We start from the raw sequence: 15,998 nt of genomic DNA, 5'->3' as shown, positions 1-15,998 counted from the left end.
TGGCGGGTTGGCCGCCGCGGTCGTCAGACGCTGGCCTCGGTTAGAGTCGTGGTTTCCGGCTTAGTGAGCCCGTTCGCCTTGTAATTGGCGATCAGCTCTTCCTTGCGGGCGCGCAGCTGATCGCCGAGCGCATCCATGTCCAACCCGGCGTGGCGCGCCTGGCTGAACATGCCTTCCATCCGCTTTTCTTCCTCTTCGACATGATGCTCGATCTGTTCCGACAGCACCTTGACCTTGGCGTCATAGAACTCGTCGCTCGGCGCACCGGCCTCGATCTCGGCGATCAGCACCTTGGCGCCGTCATGTTCGACATAGGCTTCCTCGAGCAGATCCTGTTCGATCTTGCCTTCGCAGGCGGGGTAGAAAATCTCTTCCTCGATCTGGGCGTGGACCGTCAGTTCGAGGCAGATGTCGAGCGCGATCTTCTGCTTGCTGCCTTCGCCGCGCGCATTTTCGAACCGCTCGAACAATTCCTCGACCTTGCGGTGATCGGCTTTCAAAAGCGCGATCGCATCCTGTTTGTCGGCCATCTTGTCTCTCCTTGGGTCCTCCCTACAACCGTGCCGGGCCCGGGTTCGTTCCAGCCGTCACTTTGTTGCGAGTCGTTAGCAGGCGCGGTAATCGCCGGTGAGGCGTCGTCGCATTGGGCCAGGCCGCGCACCCGTCGAAGGCGGATATCCGGCCAGCGTCCGGAACATTCTGAAGACGAAACGGTATACACCGCCTGATGTCCGAAACAGTCGCCTTGGCCGATACGCCGCTTCCCCGCCGATCCGGCCCGCTCAGATGACGATGACCCGGCCGCAACGCCAAGCGGTGCTGGACAAGCGCCGCGCGCTCAAGATGGCGCGATCGGTCCACGCTTATGTGCGCGGCAATACCGCCAAATTCTACGAATGGTTGGCGGCTTCCCCACACGCCGCCGACATTCCGCAGGGTCCGGCGATCTGGATTTGCGGCGACTGCCACCTCGGTAACCTTGGGCCAGTCGCCGACGCGGACCATCGGGTGGATCTGCAAATCCGCGATCTCGATCAGACCGTGATCGGCAATCCCGCGCTCGATCTGATCCGGCTCGGCCTTTCGCTCGAGACCGCCGCGCGAAGTTCGGACCTGCCGGGCATCACCACCGCGCATATGATCGACGCGATGATCGACGGCTATGCACGGGCGCTGACGCCCGATGCGTCGGACGCGCCGCCCGAACCCGATGCCGTGCGGTCGGTTCGCAAACAGGCGATCGGGCGGCGCTGGAAGCATCTCGCAAAGGAACGGATTGACGGGATCGAGCCCAATATCCCGATGGGCAAGAGGTTCTGGAAATTGGCGCGCGGCGAACGGGCAGACATCGACGCCTTGTTCCGCGAACCGGACATCGCTGCGCGGTCGCTCGAGCTTGCCGGGTTGGGGCCGAAGAGCCGGCTGCGCGTCGTCGACGCCGCTTATTGGCGCAAGGGATGCAGCTCGCTGGGGCGGCTTCGCTACGCGGTGTTGCTCGGCGTTTCCAGCAACAAGTCCGATCACGAGTTTCTGGCGCTGGTCGACATCAAGGAAGCAGTGCCCTCGGTCGCGCCGGCGCGACGCGGGGCATCGATGCCCCGCGATCCAGCGGCGCGGGTCGTCGCAGGTGCACAAGCGCTCGCACCGAATCTCGGCGATCGCATGATCTCGGCCCGTCTGTTCGGCAAGCCGGTCGTGTTGCGCGAGCTCGCCCCGCAGGACCTGAAAGTGGAAGTCGAGCAATTCTCGCGAAAGGAGGCAGTCACCGCCGCGCAATATCTGGCCTTCGTGGTCGGGAATGCGCATGCGCGCCAGCTGAGCGACGACCAACGTCTTGCCTGGCTCGAGGCTCTGACTGTTCGAAGCGCGACCGATGTCGACGCCCCATCCTGGCTATGGCGCAGCATCGTCGATCTGGCCGCAACGCATGAGGCCGGTTACCTTGAACATTGCCGCCAGGTCGCGCTGCAATACGGGGACTAGCCCGTCAGCCGACATCCCCGCTCTTCATCTCCGCGCCCGCCGCCGCCAGCACCTCGCGGACCCGGGCCAGTGCGGCACCGTGGGGGTCGTCTTCGCCGAGTAGCGCGAACGTGCCGTTGAGCGCGAACACGCAATGACCGTGCACCGTCGCCAGCAATGATCGGGCAAGTGCCGCAGCGCAGTCGCGGCGATCGTCGGGCAGCACGGCGGCGATCTCCTCGCGCAGGATGTCGGTCAGCACGCCGCGCTGGCGCGCATAGCGCTCGGGCAGCGGTACACCGACCGGCAGGCGGTGGTCGTAGATCGCCATCCACAGATTACGATTGCTCATCGCGAAATCGAAATAGGACGCGACCAGCACCGCGATGCGATCCGCGCCGGCCTTCTCCAGATTGCGCGCGACCGTCTCCGCCCAGATCAGGAAGGTGCGACCGTTGATCGCCAGCATCAGATCGTCGAGACTGTCGAACACATTGTAGATCGTGCCGACCGAATAGCCGATCCGCTTCGCCACCTCGCGCGCGGAGAAGCGCTGATAGCCTACTTCGGCGAGCAGGGTGTGTCCGGCGCCGACGATCAGCGCCTCCAGCTCATCTCTCGTATGATCCGATCGCCGTCCCATGGAATGGGCCTAGAAGCTAAATTGAACAGTGTCTAATATTTTTATTGAACACCGCTCAGTTTATGATATCCAGCGTTCATCCTGGAGGAGACTCGGACAATGACGGCATTGGCGCTGATCGGTCTGATGGTGGTGGCAGCGGTTCTGTGGCAGCGCATCGACGCGCTCAAGCTGCGGATCACCTCGCTTGAGCTGGCGCTCGATCGTAGCGAGCGGATTGCGCGGAGCGATATGCCGAATCCGACACGGTTCGAGCAAGCCGACTGGATCATACCCGAGCCACAGCCCAGCGCCGAGGCGCCGTCGATACCTGAGGCCGTCCCCATGCCCGAAGCGCGGTCACTGCCCGATTATGTAGCGGCGCCCACGCCGGAAGCCGTTCTCCATCCGCCGGCGGTCGAACCCGCGCCTCAGGGCGCGGAAGACCTCGATCGCCCTATGCGGCGGTTCGGATTCGAGGATATCTTCGGGCGCTACCTGCCGATCTGGGCGGGCGGCATCACGCTCGCGGTGGCGGGGTTCCTGATCGTCAAATATTCGATCGACGCCGGGCTATTGTCGCCGCCTGTCCGTGTGGTCCTGGGGCTGGTGTTCGGTAGCGGGTTGATCGCCGGTGCCGAGCTAGCGCTGCGCCGCGACGACGTGGCGCGCGACCCGCGCATCCGCCAGGCTTTGTCGGGTGCGGGCGTCGCCACGCTCTATGCTTCGGTGCTGGTCGCGGCGAACCTCTATCATCTGATCGGGCCAATGGCAGCGTTCGCCGGGCTGGCCGCGATCACCTTGCTCGCCGGGTTGCTGTCGATCCGATTCGGCGCGCCGAGCGCGGTACTGGGGCTGGTCGGCGGCCTCGTCGCGCCGGCGTTGGTCGGATCGGCCTCCCCCGACGTGCCATTGCTGGCGAGCTGGCTCGCGCTGACCGCAGGCGGATTGTCGATGCTCGGACGGCGGCAGGGCTGGTGGTGGCTCGGCGCGCTCGCAATAGCGGGCGGCTTCGGCTGGGGCCTGTTGCTGATCGCCGCCGGGTTGCACGACGTCGCGGCGGCGCTGTCGGTCGGGATGCTGACGCTGATGCTGGCGATCGTCTTCCCGCTCGCGATGGCTGGCGATCCCGGGCGATCGGTCCGCGTCATCGCCGCGTTGATTGGTTGCGCGCAAATGGCGGCGATCGTCGCAACGGGCGGCTTCGCGCCGCTCGACTGGGGCCTGTTCGCCTTGCTGTCGGTGGCGATGATCTGGTTGGCGCGGCGCGAGCCCAGCATTGCCGAACTGCCGATTGCCGGCCTCGTGGTGGGACTGTTGCTCGCCGCGACGTGGCCGAACCCCGACGGTATGACGCTGGCACTGGTGCAGACCGGCGGGTCGGCGATTTACGGACTGCCCGCCTTGTGGCGGCTATGGCGCAGCGATGGCCGGTTGAGTGATGCGGCGCAGATCGCGGCGCTCGGTTTTGCCGGCGTGCTGATCCCGGCGGGCCATTTCTGGTTCCAGCAGCCCCGCGCCGATTTCGCGCCGCTGGCGCTCCTTGCTGCGGTGGTTACGGCCGGCACTGCCGGCTGGGGCTGGCGAGCGACCGCCCGGCGCGACGATGCACGGTTCGCGATCCTGAGCATCAGCGCGATCGGGCTGGCGGCGCTCGGCGCCAGCCTGGCCGCGCCGGTGTGGGTGATCGGGCCGATTATCGCCTTGGCCGCGGTCGCGATGCTGCTGCTCGGCCGCGCCGCGGACGATGGCCGCATCGGCCATGCATCGCTCGTCGCCGGTCTGGCCGCGCTGGCGCTGTTGATAGGCTATGACGCCAATGAGATCGGCCGCGCGGTCGGCCTGGTAGGGAATCGCGATGCCGGTATCGCCTTGTTGCGCTGGACGGTCGGGGCGGCAGCGGCGGCGAGCTTCGCCCGCTGGTCGATCGATTGGGGTGCACGTCAAGGTAGTGCCGCAATGGCGACCCTGCTTGTCTATGTCGTCGCGGCGCAGATCGTGCCCACTACCTGGCTGGCGCTGGTGCCGGCGGCGATGTTGGCCGGCGCTGCGCTGGCAGGACGGCGCACGCCGCTGACCGTGGCGCCGGCGGCGGCCGTGCTGTCGATCGGCTGGGCGGTGCAGCCGCTGCTGATCTGGGCAGCGGGTGCCGGCGGCTCGATCATCGGCGTGCCTTTCCTCGTCACGGCGACGCCACCGATCGACATGACGCTGATCCGCGTCGCTGCACCCGCCTGTGTCCTGGTCGCCTTGCTGTTGCGCGACATCCTCCCCGAGCGGCTGCGAGAAATTGGCTCGATCATCGCGATCCTGCTCAGTCTGATCGCCGCGCATTCGCTGTGGAAGCACGTGTTCGCGATCGCCGATGCGGCGCAGTTCATTGCCGCCGGCATGGCAGAGCGCAGCGTGTGGGAGGCTTTGCTCGCCGCCGCCGCGATCGGTGCCTGGCGGTTGGGCACGCGGCGGATCGCTATCGGGCTCGGCATCGCGGCGTTGCTCCACTTCGCGTGGTTCACCGCGGCGCTGCACAATTCTTTGTGGACCGATCAATGGGTTGGGCCCTGGCTGGTGCCGGCATACGGCATCGCGTTTGCCTTGCTGTGGCTGTCGCGCCATGCCTTCCCCGAGCCGGGCGCGGACCGCGCACGCGACGGGATGCGAATGGCGCTCATCCTGCTGCTCGCCGCGTCGCTGCTGCGCCAGGCGTTTCATGGGTCGCTGCTGTCCGAGCCGGGTACCAGCCAGGCCGAGGATATCGGCCGCTCGCTGACTGCCATCGTCATCGCGATCGGCTTCCTGCAATGGGGCATCCGTCGCGCATCGCGCGACTGGCGCATCGTCTCGCTCGTCCTGATGCTGGCGGCGGTGGGCAAGGTGTTCCTGTTCGACGCCGCAGGGCTCGACGGACTGTTGCGCATCGCGTCGTTCGCCGCGCTTGGCTTCAGCCTGATCGGGGTGGGCTGGCTGTACAGCCGCTACCTGCCCGACGCCGCGTTGACCGATACGTCACATTCGCCCGATACCATTCCTGCCGACACCCGGGGGTAACATGTCCGCACCTGATTTCTCGCTGCTCGCGAAGCGCCGCTTTGGCCCGATGTTCGTCGTCCAGTTCATCGGCGCGTTCAACGACAACGCGCTCAAATATGCGATGCTCTTCCTCGTCACCTTCACGCTCTACAAAGGTGACGAGAATGGCGCGGCGTCGCTTGCGGCGCTCGCCACCGGGCTGTTCATCCTGCCCTATTTCCTGTTCTCCGCACTCGCCGGGCAGATCGCCGACGGCTGGGACAAAGCGAAATTGATGCGGATCGTGAAGGCGGCGGAGATCGTCTTCATGGCGCTGGGCCTGGCCGGCCTGGCGCTGCAATCGGTACCGCTGCTGCTGACCGTCTTGTTCCTGATGGGCTGCCATTCGACCATCTTCGGCCCGGTCAAATATTCGATCCTGCCCCAGCATCTCGGCCCCAACGAGATCATGGGCGGCACCGGGATGATCGAGGCGGGGACGTTCCTGGCGATCCTGGGCGGCCAGTTGATGCCCAATTTCATCCCGCCCTGGGAAGCCGGGCTGGTTGCGACCGGCATGGCGGTGCTGGGGTTCCTCGCCAGCCTGGCGATCCCGCCCGCGCCACCGCCGCCGGGCGTGGTGCCGGTCGACCGCAACGTGTTCCGCAGCACGTGGCAAGTGCTCAAGGCCGCGCATGACGGGCGCGACGCCTGGCTGTGCATCCTGGGGATCAGCTGGTTCTTCGCGGTCGGCGCGGTGCTCCTCAACGATTTCGCGCCGTTGGTCACCAACCGGCTGGGCGCGGGCAAGCCGGTGGTGACGCTGTTCCTGCTGGTCTTCTCGATCTCGATCGCGATCGGCTCGCTGGCGGTCAACCGGCTGCTCAAGGGCAAGGTGTCGGCGCGCTACGTGCCGGTGTCGGCGCTGCTGATGGCCGGGTTCATGATCGACCTGTGGCCGGCGACGCGCGGCTTCGTCGTCACCGCGCCCGGCGCCGACATCGCGCGTTTCGTGGCCGCGCCGGGCAGCTGGCGCATCCTGATCGACCTCGCCGGCCTTGCCTTTGCCGGCGGCATGTTCATCGTGCCGCTTTACGCTCTGCTCCAGACCAACAGCCCGGTCGCCGAGCGCTCGCGGATCATCGCCGCCAATAACATCGTCAATTCGCTCGTCATCGTGCTGGTGATGGCAGTGGTGATCGCGATGGCGCATTACGGCGCGGCGATCCCCGCGGTGATTGCAACGATGGGCTTCGCGACATTGATGGTCGCCTTGGTCAGTTGCTGGCTGCTGCCCGAGACGGTGATCAAGCGGCTGATCCGCACCCTGCTCGAGATCGCCTATCGGGTGGAGGTGCATGGCGCCGAGAATATGCCCAAGCCCGGCGAGCGCGCGGTCGTGGTGGTCAACCACGTATCGTGGCTCGACGGCTTGCTGCTCGCGGTATTCCTGCCGGGCAAGCCGGTGTTCGCGGTACATAGTGCAGTGGTCGCGAGCTGGTGGATCAAGCCCGCGCTCAAGCTGTTCCGCGCTTTCCCGGTCGATCCGACCAACCCGATGTCGACCAAGGCGATGGTCAAGGCGGTCAAGGACGGCAACACCTTGGTGATCTTCCCCGAAGGGCGGATCACCGTCACCGGCGCGCTGATGAAGGTGTTCGACGGGCCCGGCATGGTCGCCGACAAGGCCGATGCGCCGATCATCCCGGTGCGCATCGACGGCGCGCAATATTCGACCTTCTCCAAACTGCGCGGCAAGGTGCGGTTGAAGACGTTCCCCAAGATCACGCTGACCGTGCTGCCGCCGCGGCGCTTCGAGATCAGAGGCGAGATGACCGCGCGCGCCCGCCGCGCGATCGCCGGGCGCCGTCTCTATGACGAGATGAGCAGCATGATCTTCGCGACGTCGGACACCGAAACAACCCTGTTCCAGGCGCTGCTCGACGCCAAGGACGTCAATGGCGGCAAGTCGCCGATCGTCGAGGACATCAAGCGCGAGCCGATGACCTACAAGAAGCTGGTCGTCGGCAGCATGGCGCTCGGCCGCGCGTTCGATCCGATCACCAGGCAAAGCGAAGCGGTCGGCGTGTTGCTGCCCAACGTCGCGGGCGTGGTCGCGACCTTCTTCGCGCTGCAACGCATCGGGCGGGTGCCGGCGATGCTCAATTACACCGCGGGGCTGACCAATTTGAAGGCGGCATGCCAGGCGGCCGAGGTGCGCACGATCATCACCGCACGCGCCTTCATCACGCAAGGAAAGCTCGAGCCGATCGTCGAGGGGCTCGAGGGCGACGGGCGCACAATCGTCTATCTCGAGGACATCGGCGCTGGCATCGGCACGATCGCCAAGCTACGCGCGCTCGTCGCGGCTCGCTGGGCGGGGCGGCTCCACCGTCGCCGCAAGGTTTCGCCCGACGACGCCGCGGTGATCTTGTTCACCAGCGGGTCCGAAGGGCTGCCGAAGGGCGTCGTGCTGACGCATCGCAACCTGCTGTCCAACTGCCAGCAGCTCTCGGCGCGGATCGACTTCAACTCGTCCGACCTGGTGCTCAACGCGCTGCCGGTGTTCCACAGTTTCGGGCTGACCGGCGGCACCTTGCTGCCGATCCTGAGCGGCATCCGGACCCTGCTCTATCCAAACCCGCTCCATTACCGGATCGTGCCCGCGCTGGCCTATGACGCCAACGCGACCATCCTGTTCGGTACCGACACCTTCCTCGCCGGCTATGCGCGGATGGGGCATAATTACGATTTCTATTCGGTCCGCTACGTCTTCGCCGGCGCCGAGCGCGTTCGTGACGAGACGCGCAAGGTGTGGGCCGAGAAATTCGGCGTGCGCATCTTCGAAGGCTATGGCGCGACCGAAGCGGCGCCCGTGATCGCGGTCAACACGCCGATGCACTTCAAGGCGGGCAGCGTCGGCCGCCTGCTGCCGGGGATCGAGGCCAAGGTCGAGCCGGTCGAGGGCATCTGGGAAGGCGGTAAATTGTCGATCCGCGGGCCCAATATCATGGCCGGCTATATGAAGGCCGACCGGCCCGGCGTTCTGCAACCGCCCGAGGGCGGCTGGCACGATACCGGCGACATCGTGACGATCGACGAGATGGGCTTCGTCACCATCCGCGGCCGCGCCAAGCGCTTCGCCAAGATCGGCGGCGAGATGGTCTCGCTGCCCGCGGTCGAGGGCTATGCAGCATCGGTCTGGCCGGACGCCGACCATGCCGTCGTCACCCGCGCAGATCCGCGCAAGGGCGAGCAGCTCGTGCTGTTCACTACGGCCAAGAGGGCGAAGGCGGCGGAGTTGCAGGCGTGGGGCAAGGCCAACGGAATCGCCGAGCTTGCCGTGCCGCGCGATATTCGGGTGGTCGATGCGTTGCCGGTGCTGGGGACGGGCAAGCTCGATTACGTGACGATGGGCACGATGGCGGCGGGGTGATTTGTGGCACCGGCGGCGTCCTCTCCCATCGTCACCCCGGCCTTGTGCCGGGGTCCGCCGGGCGGCAAGGGCTGGACAAGAGGCTCAAGCGTGATCGATTGAGGCACGGCGGATCCCGGGACAAGCCCGGGATGACGAAATCGAGGTAGTAGCGGCGGCTGTATGCGTATCCTGCTAATCGGCCTGGCACTCCTCTTCGCATTCGTGCCGCGCATAGCCGCGGCGCAGGTCATCGAATCCCCTACCCAAGCCCTCACCCGCGACGCCGCCGAATACGCCAAGCTCTTCGCCGTCCCGCCGGATGAAGCCGAACGCCGCCTCACCGCGCTAGACGCCAGCATCCCCGTCACCGACGCGATCGAAGCGAAGTATCGCGACCGCATCGCCGGCATCTCGATCCAGCACCGCCCCGATTTCCGCATCAACGTCTATCTGACCGGCAGCGACCCCGTCGCCAGCGAACAATTGCTACTGGGCGGGATGACGGTGCCGATCACCTTCCGTACCGGTGCGCGCGCCTCGCGGGACAAGGTGATCTGGGCCGTCACCTGGCACCAGGCGCAAATCCGCGCGATGTTCTCGCGCCCGCCCGCGATGGGGCTCGACCCGCGCACCGGCGAATTGGTCGTGCTGATCACCAGCGGCGAGGCCAAGAGCGGCGTCGAGCAATGGCGCAGGAAGGTCGAGGGCGTAGCGGGCGTCCCCGTCAGCATCCGCGTGGTCGACCAGGTCGACGTCAATCTGGGTGCGCCGGTCGGCGGCGCGCGGCTCGAAGGGACCGGTCCCGACGATGGCAAGCGCTATCTGTGCACCAGCGGCTTCGTCGTCACCGACGGCGCCCGCTACGGCATCGCCACCGCGGCGCATTGCCTCGACCAGATGAGCTTCATCGCGCCCGATCACAGCGAAGTGCCGTTGAGCTTCGTCGGGCAATGGGGGTGGGGCTATCACGACGTCCAGATCGGCACCGTCCCGGGGCCGCTCGCCGGGCTGTTTTACGCCGACACCGCCAAGACGATCGAGCGCCCGGTGACCGGATCGCGCACCCGCGACCAGACCCGCGCGGGCGACTTCGTCTGTCATCGCGGCGAGCGCACCGGCTATAGCTGTGCGGTCGTCGAACTGACCGATTTCGCGCCGGCGGGCGATCTCTGCGGCGGCGCGTGCCTGCCGACCTGGGTCACCGTCTCCGGTCCGACCTGCAAGGGCGGCGACAGCGGATCGCCGGTGTTCAGCGGCACGACCGCGCTCGGCATCTTGAAGGGTGCGACCTATCGCCCCGACGGCAGCTGCGCCTTCTATTTCTACATGTCGGTCGATTACCTTCCCCAGCCCTGGTCGCTGGTATTGGGCGGCGCGCCCGAAGTGACGCCGTTACCCCCTGTCGCGCCGCCGGACTTTGGTGCAAGGGGACAGCCATGACCGCGATAGGGATTCTGGGCAGCGAGGGCCGGATGGGCCGCGCGATCGCCGCGATCGCCGCCGATTTCGGCGCGACCGTGGCGGGGGGCGTCGATGCCGGCGGCGACCCGCTAACGCTCGCGCGCGGCGCCGACGTGCTGGTCGATTTCACCGCGCCGTCCGCGCTCGAAGCCAATCTGGCGGCGGCATGCGAGGCGGGGACGCCGATCGTCGTCGGCACCACCGGGCTGGGACCGCAGCATCACGATTTGATCGACAACGCCGCCGCGCGGGTCGCGGTGCTGCAGACCAGCACCACCTCGCTCGGCATCACGCTCCTCACCCGGCTGATCGCCGATGCCGCCGCGCGGCTCGGCCCCGATTGGGATATCGAGATCGTCGAGGCGCATCATCGCCACAAGGTCGATGCGCCATCGGGCACCGCCTTGCTGCTCGGCGATGCGGCGGCCGAGGGACGCGGCGCGGCGCTGGCCGACCTCAAGGTGGTCGATCGCGCCGGACTGAGCGGGGCACGCAGCGAAGGGACGATCGGCTTCTCCGCGATCCGCGGCGGATCGATCGCGGGCGACCACCAGGTGATCTTCGCCGGACCGGGCGAGCGGCTCGAACTGATCCACCGCGCCGAGAGCCGCGAGATGTTCGCGCGCGGCGCGGTCCGCGCGGCGTTGTGGCTCGCCGACCAGCCCGCCGGGCGCTACACCATGCCCGAAGTTCTGGGCCTGTGAGTCCAACAGTGAGGACCGCATGAACAAGGCCGACGTGGTCGAGTTCTTCAGCCGCCTCGCCGCCGACAATCCGCATCCCGAAACCGAGCTCGAATCGGGCAATCCCTATCAATTGCTCGTCGCGGTCGTGCTGTCGGCGCAGGCGACCGATGTCGGGGTCAACAAGGCGACGCGCACGCTGTTCGAGCAAGTGCACACCCCCGAGCAGTTGGTGCAGCTCGGCGAGGAGAAGCTCAAGGAGCACATCAAGACGATCGGCCTGTTCAACACCAAGGCCAAGAACGTCATCGCCTTGTCCGAGCAATTGATCGCCGACCATGGCGGCGAAGTGCCGGCCGACCGCGACGAACTCGAGAAACTGCCCGGCGTCGGGCGCAAGACCGCCAATGTCGTGATGAACGTGGCGTTCGGCGCGGAGACCTTCGCGGTCGACACCCACATCTTCCGCGTCGGCAACCGCACCGGGCTGGCGCGCGGCAAGACCCCGCTGACGGTCGAACTCAAGCTGGAAAAGGCGGTGCCGCAGCCGTTCCGGCTACATGCTCATCACTGGTTAATCCTGCACGGCCGATATGTCTGCAAGGCTCGCACGCCCGAATGCTGGCGATGCGTCGTTGCCGATCTTTGTGCGTTCAAGCCCAAGACGCCGGCGCCCAAATCGCGCCCGGCCTGACACTGGAGTAGAAGCAAATGCGCCCGCTGCTGTTCGCCCTCGCCGCCGCCGCGATCGTCGCGCCGCTGAGCGCGAAGGACAAGGAAGTCCCGCCCGCGACCCCCACCGGTCCCGCGGTCGATTGCGTCAATCTGAGCCAGGTGCGGGAGACGCATGTGCGCAGCGACCAAGTGATCGATTTCGAGATGAACAACCGCAAGATCCTGCGAAATACCTTGCCCAATTCGTGTCCAAGCCTCGGCTTCGAGGAGCGGTTCGCTTATTCGGTCTCGACCAACCAATTATGCTCGGTCGATACGATCACGGTGCTGCAATCGGGCGGTGCCGGCCCCGGCCCGCGCTGCGGCCTGGGCAAGTTCCAGCCGGTCACGATCACCAAATAGGCGCCAAATAGAATCGCTGGCGCGGCCGGCGATGCTTTGCTAGGCGCACCCGGCTCGCACCCGTAGCTCAGCTGGATAGAGCGCTGCCCTCCGAAGGCAGAGGCCACAGGTTCGAATCCTGTCGGGTGCGCCAATTTCTCCCTGGCTTAGAGTCGTTTTCAGCTTTGCTGAAACAGAGTCTAGCCGTCGATTGATTGGTTCGTGCGAGAAACGTACGGAAACCTATTCCGCCACGCCTATGTCGCGCGACGGCCTTCGTCCGGCAAAACGGGTCGGGACGCATGCGTTCTGGTCCCGTACGGCGCGCCACGATATTGCCCGTTAACCTTGCGCCTCGATCGTTTTCGTCCCGGCGACCTGCGCCATCGCCGTTCCGGGCGGCGCGACGGCCTCACCGACGATGATCAATGTCGGGCGATCGTCGGCGATCGTCGCGACCGCGAACGGCAGCAGTTCGAGCCGGGTCTGCAGCCGCATCTCGCCCGGCAGGCTGATATCGCACGCCACGATCACGGGCGTCGTCGCGGCAAGCCCGGCCGCGATCAGGTTCCGGCTGATGTCGGCCGCGGCACCGCGTCCCATGTAGAAGGCGATCGTCGCTTGCGGATCGGCCAGCCGGCGCCAGTCGAGGTCGAGCGGGTGGCCGGGCGCGGCGTGCGCGGTAACGAATTCGACCCGGCGCGCATGACCGCGCAGCGACAGCGAGAACCCCGCCGATGCCGCGGCGGCGCTTGCCGCGGTGATGCCGGGGCATATCCGAACGGCGATCCCCTCGGCAGAGAGGGCAGTCATCTCCTCTGCGGATCGGGCGAACAGCGTCGGGTCGCCTCCCTTGAGGCGGACGACGCGCTCGCCGTCGCCGGATGCCTCAACTAACAAGCGGTTGATCGCCCCCTGGTCGCGCGAATGGCGTCCGGACCTTTTGCCGACCGATACCAGCCGGACATGGTCGGGAATGAGGTCGAGCACGCCGGGTCCGACCAGGGCGTCGTGGAACACGACCGAGGCGCGGCGCAACAGCGCCTCGGCCTTGCGCGTCAGCAGATCGGGGTCTCCGGGGCCGGCGCCGACCAGCCAGACGCTGCCCGGCGGAAAGTCATCGACTGGCATTGATACTCTCCCGATTGGCGTGATCGGCGATCAATCCGGCGATCGCCGGGCGGCACGATCCGCAATTCGTCCCCGCGCGCAGCGCCGCGCCGACGGCGGCAACGTCCGCCAGGCCGTCCGCGCGGATCGCATCGCTGATCGCGCGCGCGCCGATATCGAAACAGACGCAAACGATCGGACCGCGATCGATGCTCGGGCCCGGCGCGCGGCCCGCGAGCAGGGTGGGGGCCACCGCTGGCGCCGCCAATTGCGCGATCAGCCAGTCGCGCGACGGCAGCACGCCGTCCGACGTGACGAACAACAAGGCCGCCAGCCGCCCGTCACGAATGACGGCGATGCGGCGCGACCCCTTGGCTGGATCGAACGCTTCGATGCGGTCGCCTTGCGGCAAGAGGCGCTCGAGCGCCGCGGCGTCACCGTCGCCGGCCAGTTCCCACAATGTCCCGTGCGGCACCGCGACGCGGGTCGCCCACAGACAATCGGGCATCGCGCCCGATTCGCCGCGCATCAGCAGGAAACCGCGCCATTCGGTCGCCACCGCCGCGATCGCCGCCGGCGTCGTCTTGAAGCCGGGCTGACCCGAATGCGGATCGACCAGCGGGCGCGGCAGCAATCCCGTCCGTCCGCCGGTCGATCCGCGATCGGTCCAATGGATCGGGACGAACAATTCGCCGAGCCGCTGCGCGTGCGTCACGGCAACGCGATAAAGGCTCTCGCCGCGCGGCGTCGACACCCGGGCCAGCGCGCCGTCGGCGATATCCAACCGCGCGGCATCGTCGGGATGGATCTCGACCAACGGTTCCTCGCGATGGCGTGCGAGCCTGGGGGCGAGCCCGGTGCGCGTCATCGTGTGCCATTGATCGCGATACCGCCCGGTATTGAGCGTCATCGGCCAGCGCTCGAGCGGCCGCTCGCCCGCACGCTGGGTGACGGTGACCAGCCGCGCTCGCCCGTCCGGTGTCGGATAGACGCCATCGGCAAACGCGTCGTCACCCCAGCGGAACGGCTCCATCGTCTCGTAATCGCTATTGCCGGGCGTCGCGCGGTCGAGGCGGAAGCGGCGCGCGCCGTCATTCTGATAGGCGCTCAGCCGGACGTGCTCACGCCACACGTCCACCGGGCGGTCAAAAGCGAAAGCCGACCGCCAGCCCATACGGCGGCCGACTTCCTTGACGATCCACCAATCGGGCCGCGCTTCGCCCGGGGGCGCGAAGATCGGGCGCTGGCGGCTGACGCAGCGTTCCGAATTGGTCACCGTGCCGTCCTTCTCGCCCCACGCCGTCGCCGGTAGCCGGACATGCGCGAAGCGGCCGGTGTCGGTATCGGCGATCACGTCGGACACCACGACGAACGGGCAGGCGGCCAGCGCCTCGCGCACCTGGCCGGCATCGGGCATCGAGACGGCGGGGTTGGTCGCCATGATCCAGATCGCCTTGATCCGCCCCTCACCGACGCCGCGGAACAGGTCGACGGCTTTCAATCCCGGCTTGGTCGCCATGTTCGGCGCGGCCCAGAACCGCCCGACACGCGCCACATTTTCGGGCGCGAAGTCCATATGCGCCGCCAGGGTCGAGGCGAGCCCGCCGACTTCGCGCCCGCCCATCGCATTGGGCTGGCCGGTGATTGAGAACGGCGCCGCGCCGGGCGTGCCGATCCGGCCGGTCGCGAGGTGCAGGTTGGTGATTGCGTTGACCTGATCGGTGCCGCTGACCGATTGGTTGATGCCCTGGCTGAACATCGTCACCGTGCGCGGATTGGCGGCGAACAGATCGTAGAAACGTCTGAGGTCGGCGGGTTGGACGTCGCACGCCCGCGCCGTCGACCACAGATCGTTCCCCTCTCCAAGCTTGTCCCAGAAATCGCCGGGAACATTGACGTGCCCAGCGAGATAGTCGTGATCGATCAGCCCGGCATCGCGGCACCAGGCGAGCAACCCGTTCATCAGCGCGACGTCGCTGCCCGGCCGGATCGCCAGATGGAGGTCGGCTTCCGCGGCGGTTTCGGTGCGGCGCGGATCGATTACCACCAGCTTCGTCCCGCGCGCGGCCCGCGCCGCCATGATCCGCTGATAGACGATCGGATGGCACCAGGCGGTGTTCGACCCGACCAAAACGATCAGATCGGCAGCGTCGAGATCGGCATAGCTTGCCGGCACCACGTCCTCGCCGAACGCGCGGACATGGCCGGCGACCGCGCTCGACATGCACAGCCGCGAATTGGTGTCGATATTCCCTGAGCCGATGAACCCCTTCATCAGCTTGTTGGCGACGTAATAATCCTCGGTCAGCAATTGGCCGGAGACGTAGAAGGCGACGCTGTTCGGCCCGTGCCGCGCGATCGTGTCGCGAAAGCGTCGCGCGACCAGGTCGAGCGCGCGATCCCAGCCGACGCGCTTGGTCCCGATCATCGGATGGAGCAGGCGCCCTTCCAGTCCGACCGTCTCGCCGAGATGCGTGCCCTTCGAGCATAACCGGCCGGCATTGGCGGGATGATCGGGGTCGCCGGCAATCTCCACGCTGCGCTCGCCGGTCCGCCGCGCGACGATGCCGCATCCGACCCCGCAATAGGCGCAGGTGGTGCGGACCTCCATTAGCCCTTCCCCTTTAGGGGAGGGGTTGGGGTGGGGCCTATCCGCAAGCGATCCGCCCGCGGCACC

11 protein-coding genes and 1 tRNA gene are annotated in these 15,998 nt (G+C 67.0%); 8 read left to right on the top strand and 4 right to left on the bottom strand.

From position 1 onward, the window contains the following. Nucleotides 1-23: 23 nt before the first annotated feature. Nucleotides 24-530: a hemerythrin domain-containing protein gene (locus SAS01S_RS09920; protein WP_066807524.1), complete on the bottom strand. Its 507-nt coding sequence runs from the start codon at nt 528-530 to the stop codon at nt 24-26. A 256-nt stretch (nt 531-786) separates the two neighbouring features. Here SAS01S_RS09920 and SAS01S_RS09915 point away from each other — a divergent pair, with 256 nt between their 5' ends. Continuing rightward, nucleotides 787-1,983, top strand: a complete 1,197-nt coding sequence (locus SAS01S_RS09915; protein ID WP_369405733.1) for a DUF2252 family protein — start codon at nt 787-789, stop codon at nt 1,981-1,983. Between the two features lie 4 nt (nt 1,984-1,987). Here SAS01S_RS09915 and SAS01S_RS09910 read toward each other — a convergent pair whose 3' ends face one another. Continuing rightward, the gene (locus tag SAS01S_RS09910; RefSeq protein ID WP_066807523.1) at nt 1,988-2,605 is read right to left on the bottom strand and encodes a TetR/AcrR family transcriptional regulator; all 618 of its coding nucleotides are present in this window, start codon (nt 2,603-2,605) and stop codon (nt 1,988-1,990) included. Between the two features lie 99 nt (nt 2,606-2,704). On the opposite strand from SAS01S_RS09910, the gene SAS01S_RS09905 reads away from it, so the two are divergent. The 7 genes from SAS01S_RS09905 (at nt 2,705) to SAS01S_RS09875 (ending at nt 12,365) form a co-directional block, all read left to right on the top strand. Continuing rightward, complete coding sequence (locus SAS01S_RS09905) at nt 2,705-5,632, top strand: DUF2339 domain-containing protein (protein WP_066807522.1); 2,928 nt, start codon at nt 2,705-2,707, stop codon at nt 5,630-5,632. 1 nt (nt 5,633) lies between these two features. Continuing rightward, nucleotides 5,634-9,029 carry an acyl-[ACP]--phospholipid O-acyltransferase gene (locus tag SAS01S_RS09900; RefSeq protein WP_174544955.1) on the top strand — a complete coding sequence of 1,132 codons (3,396 nt, stop codon included), beginning with the start codon at nt 5,634-5,636 and terminating at the stop codon, nt 9,027-9,029. Nucleotides 9,030-9,191: 162 nt separating this feature from the next. Next, nucleotides 9,192-10,451, top strand: a complete 1,260-nt coding sequence (locus SAS01S_RS09895) for a chymotrypsin family serine protease (protein ID WP_174544954.1) — start codon at nt 9,192-9,194, stop codon at nt 10,449-10,451. Further along, nucleotides 10,448-11,176, top strand: a complete 729-nt coding sequence (gene dapB, locus SAS01S_RS09890) for a 4-hydroxy-tetrahydrodipicolinate reductase (RefSeq protein WP_066807521.1) — start codon at nt 10,448-10,450, stop codon at nt 11,174-11,176. Before SAS01S_RS09895 ends, dapB begins: the two co-directional genes overlap by 4 nt. Before the next feature lie 19 nt (nt 11,177-11,195). Next, nucleotides 11,196-11,849, top strand: coding sequence for an endonuclease III (gene nth / locus SAS01S_RS09885; RefSeq protein WP_066807520.1), 654 nt, complete (start codon nt 11,196-11,198; stop codon nt 11,847-11,849). 17 nt (nt 11,850-11,866) lie between these two features. Then, on the top strand, nt 11,867-12,232 hold the full coding sequence (locus SAS01S_RS09880; protein WP_066807519.1) for a hypothetical protein: 366 nt from the start codon (nt 11,867-11,869) through the stop codon (nt 12,230-12,232). Nucleotides 12,233-12,288: 56 nt separating this feature from the next. Further along, a tRNA-Arg gene (locus tag SAS01S_RS09875) sits at nt 12,289-12,365 on the top strand. Between the two features lie 188 nt (nt 12,366-12,553). Here the strand turns inward: SAS01S_RS09875 and cobA are convergent. Together cobA and SAS01S_RS09865 are read right to left on the bottom strand one after the other, a co-directional pair. Beyond that, the gene (cobA, locus tag SAS01S_RS09870; RefSeq protein WP_066807518.1) at nt 12,554-13,342 is read right to left on the bottom strand and encodes a uroporphyrinogen-III C-methyltransferase; all 789 of its coding nucleotides are present in this window, start codon (nt 13,340-13,342) and stop codon (nt 12,554-12,556) included. After that, complete coding sequence (locus SAS01S_RS09865) at nt 13,329-15,932, bottom strand: nitrate reductase (RefSeq protein ID WP_066807517.1); 2,604 nt, start codon at nt 15,930-15,932, stop codon at nt 13,329-13,331. The genes cobA and SAS01S_RS09865 overlap by 14 nt, the downstream gene beginning before the upstream one ends. Nucleotides 15,933-15,998: the final 66 nt, after the last annotated feature.

It is taken from the genome of Sphingomonas asaccharolytica NBRC 15499, from assembly GCF_001598355.1.
GTDB lineage: Bacteria > Pseudomonadota > Alphaproteobacteria > Sphingomonadales > Sphingomonadaceae > Sphingomonas > Sphingomonas asaccharolytica.
The sequence above is the reverse complement of the archived record's forward strand: the minus strand, read 5'-3'. Positions and strand labels throughout refer to the sequence as shown.